An 18,234-nucleotide genomic window follows, 5' to 3' on the forward strand; every position below is an offset into this window, starting at 1 on the left:
GCTTCGGCGATCCGGGACAATCCCACTGACATCCCGCCGATCAACAAAGCGCTCCAGCCTTCTGGCTGGTGAGAAATGATTTCACGAAGGCGTGTGGCCAAATAGCGGCGGTTACAATACCCACAGCACGACAGGGTTAAATCTTGGGGGACTGTGGCAACCAAGCAACATTTGTGGCGCACCGGCAACCCTTTTGAGCGAGGCTAAAATCGCTGCCCCGTTACCGGAAAGTCGGCGCAAGGCCGACTTTTCCATTCGTTGCCGATCTCAACGTCCGGCGGGCGCGGAGGTGGCACCACCGTAGACCAGCCCGGGATAAACACCGCGGATGAGCACGGGATCACGGCCCCAGCCCGGGTAATAGGCGAAGGCATCGCGTGAGGCGCCATAGGTTGTGACGGCCTGCGGTTGAGCATACCGGTGTGCAGAGCGCCGCTCTGACGCAGTGGCGGCACCGGACATTATCAGAGCAATGAGGGCCGAAGCCGCGGCAGTGGTGATCGTTGTTTTCATGAAAAGCTCCCTGAATTAAGCGTCACTCGGAAATGACAGCACTTTGCGCCTTGGACGCATTCGCGTCTGACCTTGGCGGCAGATAACGTCGGGAGACCGGAACGTAAGCCCGCCGCAACTTCACGATGCGGCGATCAAAATTATCGATCGGAAATGCTTCCGACTACGTATTCAGCACGCGCCCATAGGCGTCGAGCACGGCTTCCTTCATCGTCTCCGAGATGGTCGGATGCGGGAAGATGGTGTGGAAGAGTTCCTCTTCCGTGGTCTCCAGATTCATAGCGACCACAAAGCCCTGGATCATCTCGACGACCTCAGCGCCGACCATATGGGCGCCGAGCAGCTGGCCAGTCTTCTTGTCGAAGATCACCTTCACCATGCCCTGGTCCTCGCCCTGGGCGATGGCCTTGCCATTGGCGACGAAGGGGAAGCGGCCGACGCGGATGTCCTTGCCGGCTTCCTTGGCCTTGGCTTCGGTGAGACCGACCGAGGCCACCTGCGGATGGCAATAGGTGCAGCCCGGGATCAGCGACTTGTCCATTGCATGCGGGTTCATCCCCTTGATCGCCTCGACGCAGATCACGCCCTCATGCTCGGCCTTGTGGGCCAGCATCGGCGGACCGGCGACGTCGCCGATGGCATAGATGCCGGGCACATTGGTCTTGCCGTATTTGTCGATCACGATACAGCCGCGCTCGGTCTTCACGCCGAGCTTCTCGAGGCCAAAGCCTTCGATATTGCCGACCACACCGACCGCCGAGATGACGCGATCGACGGTGAGTTGCTGGGTAGCCCCCTTGCCATCCTCGATGGTCACGGTGACCGAATCCGACTTCTTGTCGAGCTTGGTTACCTTCGCGCCGGACATGATCTTGATGCCCTGCTTCTCGAACTGTTTGCGGGCGAAACCCGCGATCTCGGCGTCTTCCACTGGCAGGATCTGCGGCAGCACCTCGACCACAGTCACGTCGGCGCCCATGGTCTTGTAGAACGACGCGAATTCGATGCCGATGGCGCCGGAGCCGACCACCAGCAGCGACTTCGGCATCTTGTCGGGGTTCATCGCCTCGAAATAGGTCCAGACCAGCTTCTTGTCGGGCTCGAGGCCCGGCAGCACGCGCGGCCGAGCGCCTGTGGCGACGATGATATGCTTCGCAGTGTAGCTGCCCGCACCGATCGCGCCCTTGGGTGCTGCGGCTTCCGTCTTCTTGACAGTGAACTTGCCCGGCGCATCCAGGGTCGCTTCACCCCAGATGATCGAGATCTTGTTCTTGTTCATCAGGTATTCGACGCCGCCGCTGAGGCGCTTCACGACGCCGCGCGAGCGCGCGATCACGGCCTTGATGTCGAACGTCACGTTGTCCGCCGACAGGCCATAATCCTTGGCATGCTGCATGTAGTGATAGATTTCCGCCGAGCGCAGCAGCGCCTTGGTCGGGATACAGCCCCAGTTATTGCAGATGCCGCCGAGATAGGCCTTCTCGACGATCGCCGTCTTGAAGCCGAGCTGTGCGGCGCGGATCGCCGTCACGTAACCGCCGGGACCGGAACCGATCACGACGACGTCAAAAGATGTATCGGCCATTGTGGCTCCCGTTCAACTCAAACACGCGTTGCCGCGCTTGCGGCGATTCAAGATATTGCTTCCCGTTCGGCCTCGCGCAAACGCAGGTAACGCCGCAGCATTAGCCATTGCACGATGACGACGACCCAGTACGAGACCGACATCTGTACTGCATCGATGAGGTCGCCCGCATTTGGAGACCGCCCCGAATTTGCATCCGACGCCATCCCGAGCGCGATCACAAACACCGCCACCAGTACCAACACCAACATCGCGAGCTTCAACGCGCGTTCGCGATGCTTGCCAGGTGCCGCGATACCAAAACCAATCATTGCGAGCAGCACGTATCCGGGCACGAACAACAGCCGGTAGGCTTCGCCCATACCGCAACCGGCTTTGTCGCTGTAACAAGGCATGATCGACGAGGCCGCTGACGTAACCGCCACTCCGCAAATCAGCGAGATAAAACCCGCCAGCAAGACCATGCCGAACAACTTCATCGACTTGTCCCGTGACGCCGCGTCACACCGCCATCATCACTGGATTTTCGATCAGCTTCTTGAACGCCGTGATCAGTTCCGCGCCGAGCGCGCCGTCGATGGCGCGGTGGTCGCAGGACAGGGTCACGCTCATGATGGTTGCAGCGACGATCTGGCCGTTGCGCACCACGGCCCGTTCCTCGCCCGTGCCAACCGCAAGGATCGACGACTGCGGCGGATTGATCACCGCCGTGAAGTCCTTGATGCCGAACATGCCGAGATTGGACACGGATGACGCACCGCCCTGGTATTCGTTGGGCTTGAGCTTCTTGGCCTTGGCGCGCGCGGCCAATTCCTTCATCTCGTTGGAGATTGCCGAAATGGACTTGATCTCGGCCTGGCGGATGATCGGCGTGATCAGGCCGAACGGCAGCGCCACCGCGACGCCGATATCCGAATGCTTATGACGGAGCATCGCCGCTTCCGTCCACGACACGTTCGCTTCCGGAATCTTCTGCAGCGCGATGGCCATCGCCTTGATGACGAAATCGTTGACCGAGAGCTTGTAGAGCGGCTTGCCGGCCTTGTCCTTGCCGGCGGCAGCGTTGATCTCCTCGCGCGCGGCGGAGAGCTTGCCGAGATCGCAATCGACGGTGAGATAGAAGGTCGGCATCGAGTTGGTCGCAGCGGTGAGACGCTGCGCAATCGTGCGGCGCATCGAGTCATGCGGCACGCTCTCGTAACCACCCTGCTCGTACAGCCCGAGAATCTGCTGATCGGACATTGCAGGCGCACCGATCGCTCCAGTTGCACCTGCGGGAGCGCCGGCAGCCGCGGCTGATGCCTTCAGGCCGCCACCAGACTTCGCCTTCTCGACGTCTGCGGCCACAACGCGACCATGCGGACCCGATCCGTTGATACGACCGAGTTCGATGCCGGCGTCCTTGGCGAGACGACGCGCCAGCGGCGACGAGAACACGCGCGCGCCATTGCTTTGTGCCGCGGTCGGCTGCGGAGCCGGCGCGGCGGCCGGAGCCGGTGCTTTCGCTGCCGAAGCAGCAGCCGGCGCAGGTGCAGCGGCGGCAGGCTTGGGTGCGGGAGCCGCGGCAGCGGGTGCAGGCTTCGGCTTGTCGGCCCCTGCCCCCGAACCTGCAGCCTTTACGTCCTCGCCGTCGGCGGCGAGCACCGCGATCACCGCGTTCACAGCAACATCCTGCGTACCTTCCGCCACCAGGATCTTGGCGATGGTGCCTTCGTCGACGGCTTCGACTTCCATCGTCGCCTTGTCGGTCTCGATCTCCGCGATCACGTCGCCGGACTTGACCTTGTCGCCCTCTTTCTTGAGCCACTTGGCAAGGTTGCCCTTTTCCATGGTGGGCGACAGCGCAGGCATCAGAATGTTGATTGGCATTGTCAGTGACCTTGTTGCGACCGCGGCGTGGTGTTGCCCATGTCAGTCGGACGCGCGATTTCAGCTTCGAACATTTCGACGATGCGGTTCAGCGCCTCGTCCTCGGAATAATTGGCCTCACGCGCATACGCGCGTGCGGCATGGCGCGCGATGTCGACCAGCAGGAGCCCCCACATGTCGGGCTCCTCGAAGGCGCGCATGAAGGCGATGGACAGCCCGCCATCCAGCACGAATGCGCGCAACACCTCGGTGGCGTCCTCGCGGTCCATGACATCTGGCGGCAGTGGCTGTTCCTTCGGACCTGGCATGGTTCACCGATAGCAAACGGCTTTGGCCGCAGCCACGACGTCGGCCACCGACGGCAGCGCCAGCTTTTCGAGATTGGCGGCGTAAGGCATCGGCACGTCCTTGCCGGACACGCGCGCGACCGGCGCATCGAGATAGTCGAACGCATGCTCCATGATGCGTGCGGCGATTTCGGCGCCCACACCCGACTGTTGCCAGCCTTCTTCCACCGTCACGGCGCGCGATGTTTTCTTCACGGACTCGATGATGGTGTCGGTGTCGAGTGGACGCAGCGTGCGCAGGTCGATGACCTCCGCCTCGATGCCTTCCTTGGCGAGTTCTTCGGCAGCCTTCAGGGCATACGTCATGCCGTTCGACCACGAGATCAGCGTCACGTCCTTGCCGACACGTGCGACCTTGGCCTTGCCGATCGGCACGATGTAATCGTCGAGCTTGGGCACCTCGCCGGAATGCCCGTAGAGCATTTCGTTTTCGAGGAAGATCACGGGGTTCGGATCGCGGATCGCGGATTTGAGCAGGCCCTTGTAGTCGGCGGCGCTATAGGGCGCGACAACCTTGAGGCCCGGGATCTGCGAATACCAGGCCGAGTAGTCCTGGCTGTGCTGGGCGCCGACGCGCGCCGCAGCGCCGTTCGGACCGCGAAATACGATCTGACAGGTCATCTGGCCGCCGGACATGTAGAGCGTCTTGGCAGCGGAGTTGATGATCTGGTCGATCGCCTGCATGGCGAAGTTGAAGGTCATGAATTCGACGATCGGCTTCAGGCCGGACATCGCCGCGCCGACGCCGACACCGGCGAAGCCGTGCTCGGTGATCGGCGTATCGATGACACGGCGTGCGCCGAATTCCTGCAGCAGGTTCTGGGTCACCTTGTAGGCGCCCTGATATTCGGCGACTTCCTCGCCCATGATGAAGACGTCTTCATCCCTGCGCATTTCCTCGGCCATCGCGTCGCGCAGCGCTTCGCGGATGGTCATGGTCACCATCTCGGTGCCTTCAGGAATTTCGGGATCGGGCTGGATCGAAGCCGTCGGAGCTGCCGGCGCAACAGCCTCTTCCTTCGGAGCCGGAGCGGATTTGGCTTCCGCGGCAGGCGGCGCGGATTCTGCGGCCCTCTCCTGCTTCGCGGGGGCCGGTGCGCTCGCTGCAGCGGATGCATCTTCGCCGTCAGCGAGGATAGTCGCGATCGGCGTGTTGACCGCGACGTCGTTGGTCCCTTCCGGGATCAGGATCTTGCCGAGCGTCCCTTCATCAGTCGCTTCGACTTCCATCGTCGCTTTGTCTGTCTCGATTTCCGCAATCACATCGCCGGACTTGATCGTGTCGCCTTCCTTCTTGAGCCATTTGGAGAGGTTGCCTTTCTCCATGGTCGGGGACAGCGCGGGCATCAGAACTTGAATGGCCATTATAACTCCAGATCGGTCTTTAAGCCGCGCGCTTAGCGGTACACATCGGTGTAAAGTTCGGATGCATCGGGTTCAGGGTCCTGCTGCGCGAAATCCGCCGATGCGTTGACGATGTCACGCACCTCGGCATCGATCGCCTTGAGGTCCTGCTCGGTCACGTCAGCGGCCAGCAGACGGTTGCGCACCTGCTCGATCGGGTCCTGATCGTGGCGGACCTTGTCCACCTCCTCGCGGGTCCGGTACTTGGCCGGATCCGACATCGAGTGGCCGCGATAGCGATAGGTCTGCATTTCCAGAATGAACGGACCCTTGCCGGCGCGGCACCAGGCGACCGCACGGTCACCGGCGGCCTTCACGGCGCGGACGTCCATGCCGTCGACCTGCTCGCCCGGAATGTTGAAGGAGATGCCGCGCTTGGAGAAGTCGGTCTGAGCCGAGGAGCGCGTCACCGAGGTACCCATGGCGTAGCGGTTGTTCTCGATGATGTAGATCACCGGGAGCTTCCACAGCTCCGCCATGTTAAAGCTCTCATAGACTTGGCCCTGGTTCGACGCGCCGTCGCCGAAGTAAGCGAGGCTGACGAGATCATTGCCGCGGTAACGGTTGGCAAAAGCGAGACCCGTTCCGAGCGACACCTGCGCACCGACGATGCCATGGCCGCCATAGAAATTCTTCTCGCGGCTGAACATGTGCATGGAGCCACCCTTGCCCTTGGAGTAGCCGCCCTTGCGCCCCGTGAGCTCGGCCATGACGCCCTTGGCGTCCATGCCACAGGCCAGCATGTGACCGTGGTCGCGATAGCCCGTGATGACCTGATCGCCATCCTTCAATGCCATCTGCATGCCGACGACGATGGCTTCCTGACCGATATAGAGATGGCAGAAACCGCCGATCGCGCCCATGCCATAGAGCTGGCCGGCCTTCTCCTCGAAACGCCGGATCAGCAGCATGTCGCGAAGCGCGTGCATCTCCTGATCGCGGGTGAAATCTGGCGGCGATGACGGGGTTGCGCCATTGCTCGTTGCCTGCCCTGCGGGAGCGACGCTTTTCTTCGGTGCGGCCATGAAAATTCCGGATGCGAGAGTGAATGGCCCTTCCTACTCCAAGTGCTTGCGGCTTGAAAGGGATTGCGTCGCGCGGAATGCCACACGGTTGTTTCGCACTGCAGCGAAAGCGCGAAACTTTCGAAATCGAATTGGATCGGTTTTGTAATTTGAGGAATGAAAGCGCGTGTCGTGGTCACGTTGCCGTCACGATGAGCAGGCGCGAGCGATCCATAGCTTTGATGCAAAGCTGTGTTGCTTCATGCGAGGACGACTCGCCGCCGAAGAGAGAATCTTAGTTTGGCTTGATGACCTTCACGAGGTCGCGCGGATGCGCGTAGTCGAGCTGGTAGCGCGCGCGCTCGTCGAGCATGTCGGGATCGAGTCCACCAGATCGCAGCAACGCCACGCGCTGCTCGGCCTTGGTGCGTTCCTTCTTCAATTGTACCAGTTCGGAGGTCAGCGCGACGATCTCCTGGTCGAGCTCCTGGCGGGCGTTGAGGCCATATTTGCCGGTATAGGCATTGACCCCGAAATAGCTGATCATCATCGCCGCCAGTGCATAGAGCACGAGCCCGGTGAGGATCGATTTGAGGCGGGTATGCTTGACCATTCCCGAAAATGCGACGGCCCGGTTAAGGCGAACCTAACAACCGGGCCACAACCTGAATTTGCGCGGGTTATTTCTTCAGCTTGTCGACCCAGGCGGCGAAGGCGTCGATATAGGCCTGCAGCACCGGCCGGATCGATTCCTTGACGATCTCGCCCTGTTCGCTGAACGCGTCGCCGACGGCATTCAGATAGATTTCAGGCTGTTGCATGATGGGACCGACAATCCCCGGCAGGGTTTGGCGCAAGCTAAGGGCAGCACCCAGGCCACCGATCGGACCGGGCGAGCTAACCACGATGCCGGTGGGCTTGCCGAGGAACGAGCTCTTGCCATAGGGCCGCGAACCGACGTCGATGGCGTTTTTCAGAACACCCGAAACGGAGCGGTTATATTCCGGAGAGACGAACAGTACCGCATCCGAGGCCTGGATCGCTTCGCGGAACTTGACCCAGTCGGCCGGCGGCGCGGCTTCCAGGTCCTGATTGAAGAATGACAGCTCGTTCAGCGTGATGACGTTCAGCTTGAGCGAAGGCGGCGCCAGCTGGGCGAGTGCATTCGCAACCTTGAGCGAGAATGACTGTTTGCGGAGGCTGCCGACAATGACGGCAACGCTGTAGGTGGCCATGAGATATCCCCTGAATAACTGCTTCCAAAAAGCGCGGAGCGCATCTGGAACCTGTCACCTATCCCGGGAAAAGATGCAAGTGCATGGATTGTATTTGACGGCCGTAATCGTGCCGAACCGGCACGTCCGCCTCGCCCGCCCAAACACATCTTCGTTATGCTGATATCGCTCAAATGGATGACGCCCGGAGCGCCGCTGTGATCGAACCTTCGGAGAGTGCTGCGCGACAAACCACGTAAGACAAACCACGCACGCCAGTCCCGACTGATCTGCGACGTCTGGCCAGGCTGTTCAAATTCGACCGTCGCAATTTGCGGGGCTTCCGATGCGCAACCTCGGTCTTGTGGCTTCCGTAGTCTTCGCCTTGAGCTTGCTCAGTCAGTCGGCCTTAGCCGCCGACAAGCGCGTCGCACTGGTGATCGGCAATTCGGCCTACCAGAACGTCGTCAAGCTCGCCAATCCCGCCAACGATGCTGCAGCGATGACCGAGACCTTGAAGACCGCGAATTTCGACATTGTCGAAGCCCGACGGGATCTGAAGGCGACCGAGATGCGCCGGGCCTTGCGCGATTTCGCGGACAAGGCGCGCGATGCGGACGTTGCTCTGGTCTATTTCGCCGGCCACGGCATCGAGGTCGATGGCACCAATTACCTGATTCCGACCGACGCACTGCTGGAACGCGACACCGACGTCTATGACGAGGCATTCTCGCTGGAGCGCATCCTCGTGACCATCGAGCCGGCTAGGAAGCTGCGGCTGGTGATCCTCGATGCCTGCCGCGACAACCCCTTCGTCAAGAACATGAAGCGCACCACGGCATCCCGGGCGATCACCCGCGGCCTCGCCAAGGTGGAGCCGGCCAGCCCCAACACACTGATCGCCTATTCGGCCAAGGCCGGCTCGACGGCGCTGGATGGCGACAGCAAGAACAGCCCGTTCACGGCCGCGCTGGTCCGCCATATCGCGACACCCGGCCTCGACCTGCGCAAGGCCTTTGGCTTCGTCCGCGATGACGTCATGAAGACCACCAGCAACCGCCAGGAACCCTATGTCTACGGTTCACTCGGCGGCGACGATGTGCCTCTGGTCCCGGTGGCCGCCGTCGCGACATCCCCCGCCGTCAGCGCTCAGGCGGAAACCCGCCGCGACTACGAGCTGGCTTTGCAGCTTGCGACCAGAGACGGCTGGAACGCGTTCCTGACCCAGCACCCCGACGGCTTCTATGCGTCGCTGGCCAAATCCCAACTAGCGAAGCTCGCAGCCGAGGACGCCCATACCGCTGCTGCGGAGAAAGCCCGCCTCGCCGTTGAAGAGAAAGCCCGTCTGGCTGCCGAAGGCGCCAGGAAGGCCGAACAGACCAAGGCAGCGGCCGATGCCAAGGCCGCCGAGGATGCCCGGATCGCCGCCGAGAAACTCAAAACCGCCGAGCAGGAACGCGCCGCCGCCGGCGAGCGCGCCCGCGCGGCAGCGGAAGCCAGGGTCGATGCCGGCAAGCCGGACACGCCTGCCGCCGGACCGCAGCTGGCGACACTCCCTGCCCCCACGGCCGATGTGTCCCGAACACCCGCGCCAGCCGATCTACCCCGTCAGGTCCAGGTCGAGCTTCAGCGGGTGGGCTGCCTGCAGGGATCAGTCGACAACACATGGACTGCGGCTTCCCGCAAATCGCTCGAGCGCTTCAATCGCTACGCGTCGACCAAATTCGATGCCAAGGCGGCCAGCACCAATGCGCTCGACGCGATCAAGACCAGGTCGTCCCGCGTCTGCCCGCTGGTCTGTGCGCATGGTTCAGAGGCCGACGGCAACCGCTGCGTGAAAATCGTATGCCGCGTCGGCACCTTCCTGAACGACGACAATGAATGTGAGAAGAAGCGCAGCCGCACCGAGGCCAAGCGCAACGCGGCGCCGCACCGCGAACGTCTTGAGCGCGATGAGCTTGATCGCCCGCAGGTTCAGGCCCGCACGCCGCGTGCGCAACCGTCCGGCCAGATCGTCTGTGACAATGCCGGCTGCCGTCCAGTGCGTCCCGGCTGCCGCTTGGTATCGCGCGACATGCGGATCGGCCTCACCAATGTCGAGGTGTGCAACTGACGACGTGCTTGCCTGACAGGATCGCAAGCGACATTCTAACGATCCAGGTTTGCAAGCCGGAGCCATCATCGTGACCATCGAATTTCTCATCACCTCGCTGATCGTGGTGGCGTCGCCGGGCACTGGCGCCCTTTACACACTGGCAACTGGTTTCTCGCGCGGAGGCCGCAGCAGCGTCGTCGCCGCGTTCGGTTGCATGCTCGGCATCGTGCCGCATATGGCCGCCGCGATCCTTGGTCTCGCAGCACTGCTGCACACGAGCGCCGTGGCGTTTCAGGTGTTCAAATATATCGGCGTCGCCTACCTGCTCTATATGGCCTGGAAGACGCTGCAGGAGCATGGCACGCTGAAGGTGGAGACCGACGATAGCGCGCAGTCCGCGGTGCAGGTGACGACCACAGCGATCCTGATCAACATCCTCAATCCGAAATTGTCGATCTTCTTCCTCGCCTTTCTGCCCCAGTTCATCAGCGCCGACGAGGCGCATCCGCTATCGCAGATGCTGCTGCTCAGCGCGGTATTCATGCTGATGACCTTCGTTGTCTTTGCGCTTTACGGCCTGTTCGCCGCATCAATCCGCAACCACGTCATCACGCAGCCACGGGTGCTGACCTGGATGCGACGCACTTTTGCCGGGGCGTTTGCCGCGCTCGGCGCCAAACTGGCCTTCGCGGATCGCTGACGCGCCTATTCCAGCCGCTCGACATTGCGCAGCGTCGGGAACAGCCGCATCCACAGCAACGCTATGGCAACGGTGCCAAGGCCACCGATCAGGGCGGCGGGCACAGTGCCGAACAGCGCCGCGGTGACGCCGCTCTCGAACTGGCCGAGCTGGTTCGAGGTATTGATGAACAGGTAGTTCACTGCACCGACCCGGCCGCGCATGTCATCCGGGGTCGCGAGCTGCACCAGCGAGAAACGGATCACCACGCTGACCGTATCGGCGGCGCCGAGCACGGCGAGTGCGGCCACCGACAACCACAGCCATTGCGACACCGCGAACACCGCTGTCGCAAGGCCGAAGATAATGACGGCCTGGAACATCCGCATGCCCACCCGGCGATTGATCGACCAGCGCGTCAGCACGATCGTCGTCAGCAGCGCGCCGACTGCCGGCGCCGCGCGCATGAGGCCGAGGCCCCACGGACCGGTCTGCAGGATATCACGCGCATAGATCGGAAGCAGCGCAGTGGCGCCGCCGAGCAGCACCGCGAACAGATCGAGCGAAATGGTGCCGAGGATCGCCGGATTGCTGCGCACGAAGCCCACGCCGGCAAACAAAGTCCGCAGCGACGGCGGATCCTTCACCGCCACCTCGCGCGCCAGTTTGATCGCACTGTTGAGCCCGCCGCCGATCAGCCAGAATGCCGCCATCAGCACATAGGGCGTCGACGGAGATAGCGCGTACGCGATGCCGCCGAGCGCAGGGCCGCAAATCATCGCCACCTGAAACACGCCGGTGGAAAGTGCCGTCGCTTTTTGCAGGCGACCTTCCGGTACGACGCCGGGCAGCAGCGCCGAGCCGGCCGGCGCCTCGAAGGCCGTCGCCGCGCCGATCACCACCAGCGCCACGAAAATCTGCGGCACCGTAATCCAACCGGCATAGGTGCCCCAGGCGAGCAGGATCGCTGTCAGCCCCTGCAGCGTCTGGCAGATCTGCACCACGCGGCGGCGGTCGTAGCGGTCGGCGATATGGCCGGCGACGAAGACCAGCGCCAGCATCGGCACGAATTGCGCGAGGCCGACCATACCGAGCTGGAACGCGCTGCCGGTCAGATCATAGATCTGCCAACCGACCGCGACAGCGGCAATCTGCGACGCGAAGCGCGAGAAGCTGCGCGACACCATGTAGTACAGATACGGCGGATGGCGCAGCAAAAGCCGCGCGCCATCCGTGACCACGCCGGCAGACTGATCGGCGAGTGTCATCCCGGCATGTTCGGATTGATCAGATACTTCTCGCCGGTGGCGCGCTTCGCATAGGCCCGGAGATTGTCGAGCTGCAACACGCCTTCGAGCGAAATCACCTTGGTGTAGTGACTGGCGAAGGTGGTCTTGAGTTCGGCGACCACGCGGGCACGGAGCCTGGCGGCATCGGCCGCTCCGATCTTCTGCAGGAACGGGAACAGCAGCCAGCCGCCCATGCCCCAGGCCATCCCGGCAGGGACGAATTCGATCGGGCGTAGATCCAGCCGACCGTAGACATAGACCTGCTTGTGGGTCGTCGAGCCATAGCGGCTATAGACCTTCATGGCCTTGACGGCGGCGACTTCCATCGCCTGCAGGATCTGGCCCTGCAGCTTGCCGCCACCGGTGGCGTCGAAAGCCAGCGTGGCATTGGTGGCAATCAATGCGGCAGTCAGGTCTTCCATGAAACTCGGCGACGTCGAGTTGCAGACATATTTCGCGCCGATCCCGCGTAGCAGTTTCTCCTGCTCCTCGCTGCGAACGATGTTGACGAGATCGATGCCGTCCTTCTGGCAGATCTTGTTGAGCATCTGGCCGAGATTGGACGCGGCGGCCGTATGCACCAGCGCCGTGTGCCCTTCCCGCTTCATGGTCTCGACCATGCCGAGCGAGGTCAGCGGGTTGACGAAGCAGGATGCGCCCTCGGTGGCCGTCGTGCCCTCGGGCAGCGGCAGACATTCCTTGGCCTTGATGACGCGATACTGCGCATACATCGCGCCGCCGATCATCGCGACGGTCTTGCCGAGCAGCGCTTGCGCGGCCTCGGACGATCCGGCCTTCACCACCGTGCCGGCGCCCTCATTGCCGACCGCCATCGACTCGTCGAGACGGCCGCCCATCGCCTTCATATTGGCCTGCGGGACGGTTGCTGTGACGATCGAGGACGCGCCAGAGCCGGAGGCTTTCGCGCTGGCCGGATCGGCCGCGCCGAGAAGGAGACCGAGATCCGACGGATTGATCGGCGCAGCCTCGATGCGCACGACGACCTCGTCGGGACCCGGCGCCGGGATCGCCACCTGCTGCAGCGAGATTTCCAGTTCTCCGCTGCTTTTGATGAGCGAGCGCAGTTCAAGTCCGGATGTGATGTCAGTCATGGTCGTTTCCCCTTAATCTGTCCGGCGGTCTGGTGCCGCGTCAGTAGATGCCCGGAATGATGCGCTTGGTTTCACGCATATAGGCCCGGTAGTCGTCGCCGAATGCCTCGATCAGCATCCGCTCTTCATAGTCGATGCGGGTGAAGAACAGGATCGCGATCGCGACCAGCCCGCCCAGCGCGGCCATGGCATTCGGCAGCAGGAATGCCTGCGCCAGTGCCCACAACCAGAACGAGGCATACATCGGATGGCGGATGCTGCGATAGACGCCGGCACGCACGATCTGGTGAGCCTCGCGGATTTCCAGACTGGCCGACCACTGCCGGCCGAGATCCTTGTGTGAGCGGCGAAACAGCCAGAGCGACAGCACATAGAGTGCAGCGCCAACCACGACCGCCGCATAATTCAGCTGATAGTTCAGCGCGGCCGGCAAGCCGGTCACCAGCCAGATCAGCGGTACCACGAACAGGCCGATGGTGGCGATCGCCAGCAGGATGCGTTCACGGCTCCAGCCGACCGCGCGCAGCGTCGCCGTGCGGCGAGCCTTGCGCGCATAAGGATAGCGAATGATGAACCAGGCGATCAGACCGATCGCCCAGACATATGTTCCAAGAAGTGACGCGGTCATTGTCGTCCGATCAGGCCATCATGCGGCATTCACGGATGCCCCGGCTTGCGATTGAGAGGATGTGATCTTGGACAGCGGCATGTCCAGCAGCGCGCCATCCGCACTGAAGCGTTTGAGGCCGCCTTCGCCCGCGGTGATCTCGTCGAACGGCAGAGGACCGCAAATCACCATGCAATAGTCGTAGGGCGCGCGGCACTGGTTGCCCATCACCATCTGATAATGGATGCGCATGAAGCTGAAGCGATAGCGCTTGAACTGCTCCATGCCCATCATCGCATGCATCTGGACGCGCCGGATGTTCGGCCTGCCCTCGTCGCGGTCGCGGCTGCGGCGCTTCAAGGTCACGGGATCGAAGCGGTAGAAACTGATGACGTCGTCGCGGGCGTGATATTCGGTCCAGCGGATCGCCGGCGTGTCGGCGACGAGGCGCGTTGCTGCGCGTACGCTCTTGCCGGCGGGGTGCAACGCGAACTTCGGGATGGTCGCGCTCACCGTCATCACGCAGATGGTCGGGCCGTGTTTGGTGAGATCCGGGTCGAGCACGAGTGCGCGGGCCACCGCCTCCATCACCAATGCCGCACCAAGGCAATGCCCGACGATGACGATCTCGTCGACATCGGCCTTCTGCGCGCGGGCCACGATTACCCCCGCGAATTCATCGACGCGCGCCGTCATCTTCGGGCGCTGGCCATGGACATATTGCCGCGAGAAAATCCAGTCGTCGAACACATGATTGATCGGCTTGCGCCAGCCGTAATGGTGCAACAGCGCCGTGAAGACGGCAGCAGCAACAATTGCGCCAGCGATCCATGCGGCGGCGGCATTCATGCCAAGCAGCCAGGTCAGCCCATAGCCCACCGCTGCGCCAGATGCAGCAAAGCCCGCGATCCACAGATAGGAGAACAGGAAGAAGCCGGCATATTTCCAGCTCGCGAAGAAGAAGCGGAACAGGGTTCCCGTCACCAGCCAGTCGCCCAGCGTAACAAAGGCGGCGCCCAATCGCGACAGCATGCTTCGGGTGTGATCCTGCAGGATCAGGTCATCCCAGCGCAGCATTTCGTAGGTGGTTTCGGTCTTCCAGTTAGGTCCGGAGGTCTCGGCCCGCCAGGATGCGCTCACATCCGTAGCGTCAAGCACGCCAGACGCCTTCGCGGACACGCTCCACGTCTTCTCGAAACTCGACAGCGAACGGCGGAACCGCTCGAGCTGCGTGTCCGGCAGAATCGGGTCGTAGCCGCCAATGTGGAAGACATGTCGCCGCGCGATCATCGTCCGTTCGCTCCCGAGTGCATCACGCACCGTTCTGATCCGGTGCATAGCAAATTCGCCCGCGCCGACAAACCTGCCCCATGCCCAAAACGGAAGCGTCCGGCAGGATTTTGTCGCCCTCAGGTCACACAGCCGCTCTTTCGCAACCCCCTTCATCACAATTCCGGGAATCGAGGCAGGACTGTGATTGACGGCAGGGTCTTATGTCTGAACATGTCGCGGGTTTTTTCGAAGAAAGAAAGCACTATGTCGATTGCTCTCAAGGGCTTCAAACGGCCGTCGTGGACCTCTCCAGCGGCCGTTTTGCTGATTCTGTCGTCGCTCTTTGTGGCCTCACTCGCGAGTTCCGGGGATGCCGATGCGGCGCCCGGCCGTCGCCCTGGCCATGTCTATCTCTATCGTGGCCTCATGAACGTGTTCTCGCTCGGCATGGATCAGATCGCCTACAAGCTCGAAGCCGCCGGCGTCGCCTCCTCGGTCAGCAATCACACGCTGTGGAGCGGCCAGGCAGACGACATGATCGCCCGGTACAAGGCCGGTAACCGCGAACCGATCATCCTGATGGGCCACTCGGCCGGTGCCGACGTGACCATCTCGATTGCCCGCAAGCTCGCACAGTACAACATCCCGGTGGCGCTGATCGTGAACTTCGATCCGGTGGCGCCCGATGCCGTCCCCAACAACGTGAAGCAGATCGTGAACTATTACGTACCTGCCGGCTGGGGGCGCGCGGTGTCTGCGGATCCCCGCTTCAAGGGCAAGCTTGCCAACGTCAACGAGAACGCCACCACCAACCACTTCTCGATCGACAAGGACGACAGCCTGCAGCGTCAGGCCATTGCCCGTGTCATGGCCGTGACCGGCGGCGGTATTCGCCGCAAGCCGGCGGCGCCGAAGCCTGCGCAGGTCTCGGCTGCTCCGCAATAACACGCAGCCAATATCGAAACGCATTCAGCCGAGGTGATCATCACCTCGGCTGAATTGTTTTGGCCATCCGAAATCCTCAGACGATCAGAACGTCATGATGCGATGGAGGCGTCACCGGCGCGAGCGCGGCATCGTGAGTGCCGAGAGCGTCGTCCGGCGCCGGCGCGGCCGCGACGGGATGGCTAGATGCCGTCAGGACCTGAGCAAGAACGACTTCCGCAGCGCCCTCACCCTGCGCACTATTCTGCACCTCCGCGTGCCCGGACATCGTGTGGCCGGACGTCAGACTGAAAGCAAAGTTCTCACTGCCAGTGCTGCTCGCAAGTGCTTGTCCAAGCGTATCGACGGCAATACTGGCATTCGCGAATTTCAGAAACTCCGTATTGGTGAGATAGTCGGTGCCGTCGCGACCGGCGATTCCGTCGGTGACGATCGTCTGAGCGCCACTGCGGCTGATGCTGTAGTCGGCCACATTGCCGGAGAATACCGCGGTGTCGGTGCCGTTGCCGCCATTGATGATGTCGTTGCCGATCCCGCCAGCAATGTAGTCATCGCCATCTCCACCGCGGACGACATCGTTGTCGCTTGAGGCACCGAAGAACCAGTCCTGATGCTTGGTCGTGTCGAATTGGATGCTGCGGACATAGAGATCGAACGAGCCGGGTGAACTGGCATTGGTGCCGTCGGCCGGCACCAGATCGACGCCGTTGATGGCAATGTCCTTGAAATGCAGCGCGCGCCCGGGCTCGGAATTTGCGAGATTGATCGCGACAGTGGAGATGCTGGCGGGATTGTCGAAAGTGACCGTGTAGGTCTGGTAGCCCGACGGATCGCTCGCGGGCGTGAATTCAAGCACGCCCGAAACCGGCTGGCCATTGACCAGAACCTGTGCCTGCGCGCCGATTCCGTTCACGACGGAGCCATAACCCGTCAGCGTGATAGTGGTCGTGGCGAGCTTGCCCGCTACGCTTGGACCGGCGACAATCGTATCGTTCCCGGCACCGCCATAGATCTCGTCATGACCGAGCCCGCCGAAGATGACGTCGTTGCCACCTCCGAGATCGATCGTATCGCCAATCGACGAGCCCGTGACGGTGACGCCCGGCGTTGCTCCTGTCCCATGGAAATATTGCGCCACCACATCCTGCGCCGGCTTGTCCATGACCGAATAGCCGGTCTCCGAATAGAAGTTGTTGAGGTCCCACTGCCAGAACTCCACGCCTTTCAGCCAGCTGCCGCCATGCGCGCTCCAGACCTGAAAGAACGCATTATAGGCATCGGCCTGCTCGGCGAGATCCGCAGGTGCCTTCGATGATCCGCCGCCCGGATTTATCGCGGTGCCGTCGATGCTGCGATAGCCGACCTCGGTCATCAGCACCGGCTTGCCGTATTCCAACGCCAGCGAGTGAAAGAAATCGACGGGCGACTGATAGCCGAATGCTTTCGCGTAATACGGATTGTACGGCACCTCATTCCAGGCGTGTACGAGATCGTCCACCGTCGGCGTGGTGCTAGCCGTCAAGGGTGGATAGGCGTTGATGCCGATCGTATCGACCTGGTCCCAGAAGCTGACCTTGGATGCCTCGTCGGTTGCCGCCGCATAAGTAACTTCGCCATGATAGACGCCGCGCACAGCGTCGATGATATCGACCCAGTAGCTGCGATAGGCGTCGCCCGACAGGCTGCTCATCTCGTTGCCGATAGCGAAACTGGCGACATCACCCTGCTCCGCAATTTCGGCCAGATGCACGATCTCGGCCTTGTACGACGCAAAGAACGCATCGACATCCGACGGCGCCAGACTGTGCGAGATCGTGCCGTCGAGACCTGTGATGCCGGGCTTGAAGACAACATCCAGCCCCGCAGCATGGGCCTTCTGAAAACCAGCCAGCAGGCTCGCATCGCTTTCGGTCTTGTCCGGCACGGCGAGCACGTCATTGCCCGTACGGCTGTCGGTCCATATCCGCGTCGTCAGCGCGATCGAATTCGATCCCAGAGACGCCATGGCCTGAAACGCCTGATCGGCCGACGCACTGGAGAACTGTCCATTCCACTCCGACAGTGCACCGAAACCTTGGACCTTAAAGATGTTGGGCATTCGCGCTCTCCATCGGCATTGTCTGGAGAAGGCTGAACCCGCAACGTGATACCTTCGCGACCGCAATGGGGTATCATAATGACGTCTACAAATTGAACCTCGTTGTAGGCTTACGCGGTCAGGGTCATTCAATGAAAAACGCCGCCCGCTATTTCAGCGAACGGCGTTGATCGCGTAGTTTCTTGCTCGGCCGAAGGCCGC

General features: G+C 62.1%; 17 protein-coding genes. 3 read left to right on the forward strand and 14 right to left on the reverse strand.

Features of this window, described 5'->3' with window-relative positions:
• Positions 1-267: 267 nt before the first annotated feature.
• The 9 genes from HP556_RS11180 to HP556_RS11220 form a co-directional block, all read right to left on the reverse strand.
• Positions 268-513, reverse strand: a complete 246-nt coding sequence (locus tag HP556_RS11180; protein ID WP_175367050.1) for a hypothetical protein — start codon at positions 511-513, stop codon at positions 268-270.
• 163 nt (positions 514-676) lie between these two features.
• Positions 677-2,098 (reverse strand): dihydrolipoyl dehydrogenase, encoded by a 1,422-nt coding sequence (lpdA, locus tag HP556_RS11185; RefSeq protein ID WP_175367051.1) that lies wholly within the window; start codon positions 2,096-2,098, stop codon positions 677-679.
• Positions 2,099-2,145: 47 nt separating this feature from the next.
• Positions 2,146-2,577 (reverse strand): hypothetical protein, encoded by a 432-nt coding sequence (locus HP556_RS11190; RefSeq protein ID WP_175367052.1) that lies wholly within the window; start codon positions 2,575-2,577, stop codon positions 2,146-2,148.
• Between the two features lie 22 nt (positions 2,578-2,599).
• Positions 2,600-3,967: a pyruvate dehydrogenase complex dihydrolipoamide acetyltransferase gene (locus HP556_RS11195; protein WP_175367053.1), complete on the reverse strand. Its 1,368-nt coding sequence runs from the start codon at positions 3,965-3,967 to the stop codon at positions 2,600-2,602.
• A gap of 2 nt (positions 3,968-3,969) precedes the next feature.
• On the reverse strand, positions 3,970-4,275 hold the full coding sequence (locus HP556_RS11200) for a DUF5076 domain-containing protein (protein ID WP_175367054.1): 306 nt from the start codon (positions 4,273-4,275) through the stop codon (positions 3,970-3,972).
• A 3-nt stretch (positions 4,276-4,278) separates the two neighbouring features.
• On the reverse strand, positions 4,279-5,679 hold the full coding sequence (locus HP556_RS11205) for a pyruvate dehydrogenase complex E1 component subunit beta (protein WP_175367055.1): 1,401 nt from the start codon (positions 5,677-5,679) through the stop codon (positions 4,279-4,281).
• A 32-nt stretch (positions 5,680-5,711) separates the two neighbouring features.
• Positions 5,712-6,743 carry a pyruvate dehydrogenase (acetyl-transferring) E1 component subunit alpha gene (gene pdhA / locus HP556_RS11210; RefSeq protein ID WP_068730816.1) on the reverse strand — a complete coding sequence of 344 codons (1,032 nt, stop codon included), beginning with the start codon at positions 6,741-6,743 and terminating at the stop codon, positions 5,712-5,714.
• 274 nt (positions 6,744-7,017) lie between these two features.
• Entirely contained in the window at positions 7,018-7,335 is a 318-nt protein-coding gene (locus HP556_RS11215) for an FtsB family cell division protein (protein WP_068730817.1), read from the reverse strand.
• A gap of 67 nt (positions 7,336-7,402) precedes the next feature.
• Complete coding sequence (locus HP556_RS11220) at positions 7,403-7,957, reverse strand: NADPH-dependent FMN reductase (protein WP_089264500.1); 555 nt, start codon at positions 7,955-7,957, stop codon at positions 7,403-7,405.
• 325 nt (positions 7,958-8,282) lie between these two features.
• Between HP556_RS11220 and HP556_RS11225 the strand changes: the two genes are divergently transcribed.
• Both HP556_RS11225 and HP556_RS11230 read left to right on the forward strand, forming a co-directional pair.
• Positions 8,283-10,049, forward strand: coding sequence for a caspase family protein (locus HP556_RS11225; RefSeq protein WP_175367056.1), 1,767 nt, complete (start codon positions 8,283-8,285; stop codon positions 10,047-10,049).
• Positions 10,050-10,119: 70 nt separating this feature from the next.
• Entirely contained in the window at positions 10,120-10,731 is a 612-nt protein-coding gene (locus HP556_RS11230) for a LysE family transporter (RefSeq protein ID WP_175367057.1), read from the forward strand.
• A gap of 5 nt (positions 10,732-10,736) precedes the next feature.
• Here HP556_RS11230 and HP556_RS11235 read toward each other — a convergent pair whose 3' ends face one another.
• Genes HP556_RS11235 through HP556_RS11250 form a run of 4 tightly spaced genes read right to left on the reverse strand, consistent with a single transcriptional unit; the run spans position 10,737 to position 15,038 of the window.
• Complete coding sequence (locus tag HP556_RS11235) at positions 10,737-11,978, reverse strand: MFS transporter (protein ID WP_175367058.1); 1,242 nt, start codon at positions 11,976-11,978, stop codon at positions 10,737-10,739.
• Positions 11,975-13,111: a zinc-binding dehydrogenase gene (locus tag HP556_RS11240; RefSeq protein ID WP_175367059.1), complete on the reverse strand. Its 1,137-nt coding sequence runs from the start codon at positions 13,109-13,111 to the stop codon at positions 11,975-11,977. The genes HP556_RS11235 and HP556_RS11240 overlap by 4 nt, the downstream gene beginning before the upstream one ends.
• 40 nt (positions 13,112-13,151) lie before the next feature.
• On the reverse strand, positions 13,152-13,739 hold the full coding sequence (locus HP556_RS11245) for a protein-S-isoprenylcysteine O-methyltransferase (RefSeq protein ID WP_175367060.1): 588 nt from the start codon (positions 13,737-13,739) through the stop codon (positions 13,152-13,154).
• Positions 13,740-13,757: 18 nt separating this feature from the next.
• Complete coding sequence (locus HP556_RS11250; protein ID WP_338117561.1) at positions 13,758-15,038, reverse strand: hypothetical protein; 1,281 nt, start codon at positions 15,036-15,038, stop codon at positions 13,758-13,760.
• 216 nt (positions 15,039-15,254) lie between these two features.
• Here HP556_RS11250 and HP556_RS11255 point away from each other — a divergent pair, with 216 nt between their 5' ends.
• Positions 15,255-15,935: a hypothetical protein gene (locus HP556_RS11255; RefSeq protein ID WP_089264505.1), complete on the forward strand. Its 681-nt coding sequence runs from the start codon at positions 15,255-15,257 to the stop codon at positions 15,933-15,935.
• 76 nt (positions 15,936-16,011) lie between these two features.
• Here the strand turns inward: HP556_RS11255 and HP556_RS11260 are convergent, their stop codons facing one another.
• On the reverse strand, positions 16,012-18,033 hold the full coding sequence (locus HP556_RS11260; protein ID WP_175367061.1) for a glycoside hydrolase family 113: 2,022 nt from the start codon (positions 18,031-18,033) through the stop codon (positions 16,012-16,014).
• Between the last annotated feature and the right edge of the window lie 201 nt (positions 18,034-18,234).

This window comes from Tardiphaga robiniae (assembly GCF_013359755.1).
Classification (GTDB): Bacteria; Pseudomonadota; Alphaproteobacteria; order Rhizobiales; family Xanthobacteraceae; genus Tardiphaga; species Tardiphaga robiniae.

Coding starts and splice junctions, on each gene's coding strand:
- lpdA (WP_175367051.1), bottom strand. CDS start 2,098: ATGGCCGATACATCTTTTGACGTCGTCGTGATCGGTTCCGGTCCCGGC.
- pdhA (WP_068730816.1), bottom strand. CDS start 6,743: ATGGCCGCACCGAAGAAAAGCGTCGCTCCCGCAGGGCAGGCAACGAGC.
- HP556_RS11255 (WP_089264505.1), top strand. CDS start 15,255: ATGTCGATTGCTCTCAAGGGCTTCAAACGGCCGTCGTGGACCTCTCCA.
- HP556_RS11215 (WP_068730817.1), bottom strand. CDS start 7,335: ATGGTCAAGCATACCCGCCTCAAATCGATCCTCACCGGGCTCGTGCTC.
- HP556_RS11220 (WP_089264500.1), bottom strand. CDS start 7,957: ATGGCCACCTACAGCGTTGCCGTCATTGTCGGCAGCCTCCGCAAACAG.
- HP556_RS11225 (WP_175367056.1), top strand. CDS start 8,283: ATGCGCAACCTCGGTCTTGTGGCTTCCGTAGTCTTCGCCTTGAGCTTG.
- HP556_RS11180 (WP_175367050.1), bottom strand. CDS start 513: ATGAAAACAACGATCACCACTGCCGCGGCTTCGGCCCTCATTGCTCTG.
- HP556_RS11245 (WP_175367060.1), bottom strand. CDS start 13,739: ATGACCGCGTCACTTCTTGGAACATATGTCTGGGCGATCGGTCTGATC.
- HP556_RS11190 (WP_175367052.1), bottom strand. CDS start 2,577: ATGAAGTTGTTCGGCATGGTCTTGCTGGCGGGTTTTATCTCGCTGATT.
- HP556_RS11200 (WP_175367054.1), bottom strand. CDS start 4,275: ATGCCAGGTCCGAAGGAACAGCCACTGCCGCCAGATGTCATGGACCGC.
- HP556_RS11195 (WP_175367053.1), bottom strand. CDS start 3,967: ATGCCAATCAACATTCTGATGCCTGCGCTGTCGCCCACCATGGAAAAG.
- HP556_RS11205 (WP_175367055.1), bottom strand. CDS start 5,679: ATGGCCATTCAAGTTCTGATGCCCGCGCTGTCCCCGACCATGGAGAAA.
- HP556_RS11260 (WP_175367061.1), bottom strand. CDS start 18,033: ATGCCCAACATCTTTAAGGTCCAAGGTTTCGGTGCACTGTCGGAGTGG.
- HP556_RS11235 (WP_175367058.1), bottom strand. CDS start 11,978: ATGACACTCGCCGATCAGTCTGCCGGCGTGGTCACGGATGGCGCGCGG.
- HP556_RS11240 (WP_175367059.1), bottom strand. CDS start 13,111: ATGACTGACATCACATCCGGACTTGAACTGCGCTCGCTCATCAAAAGC.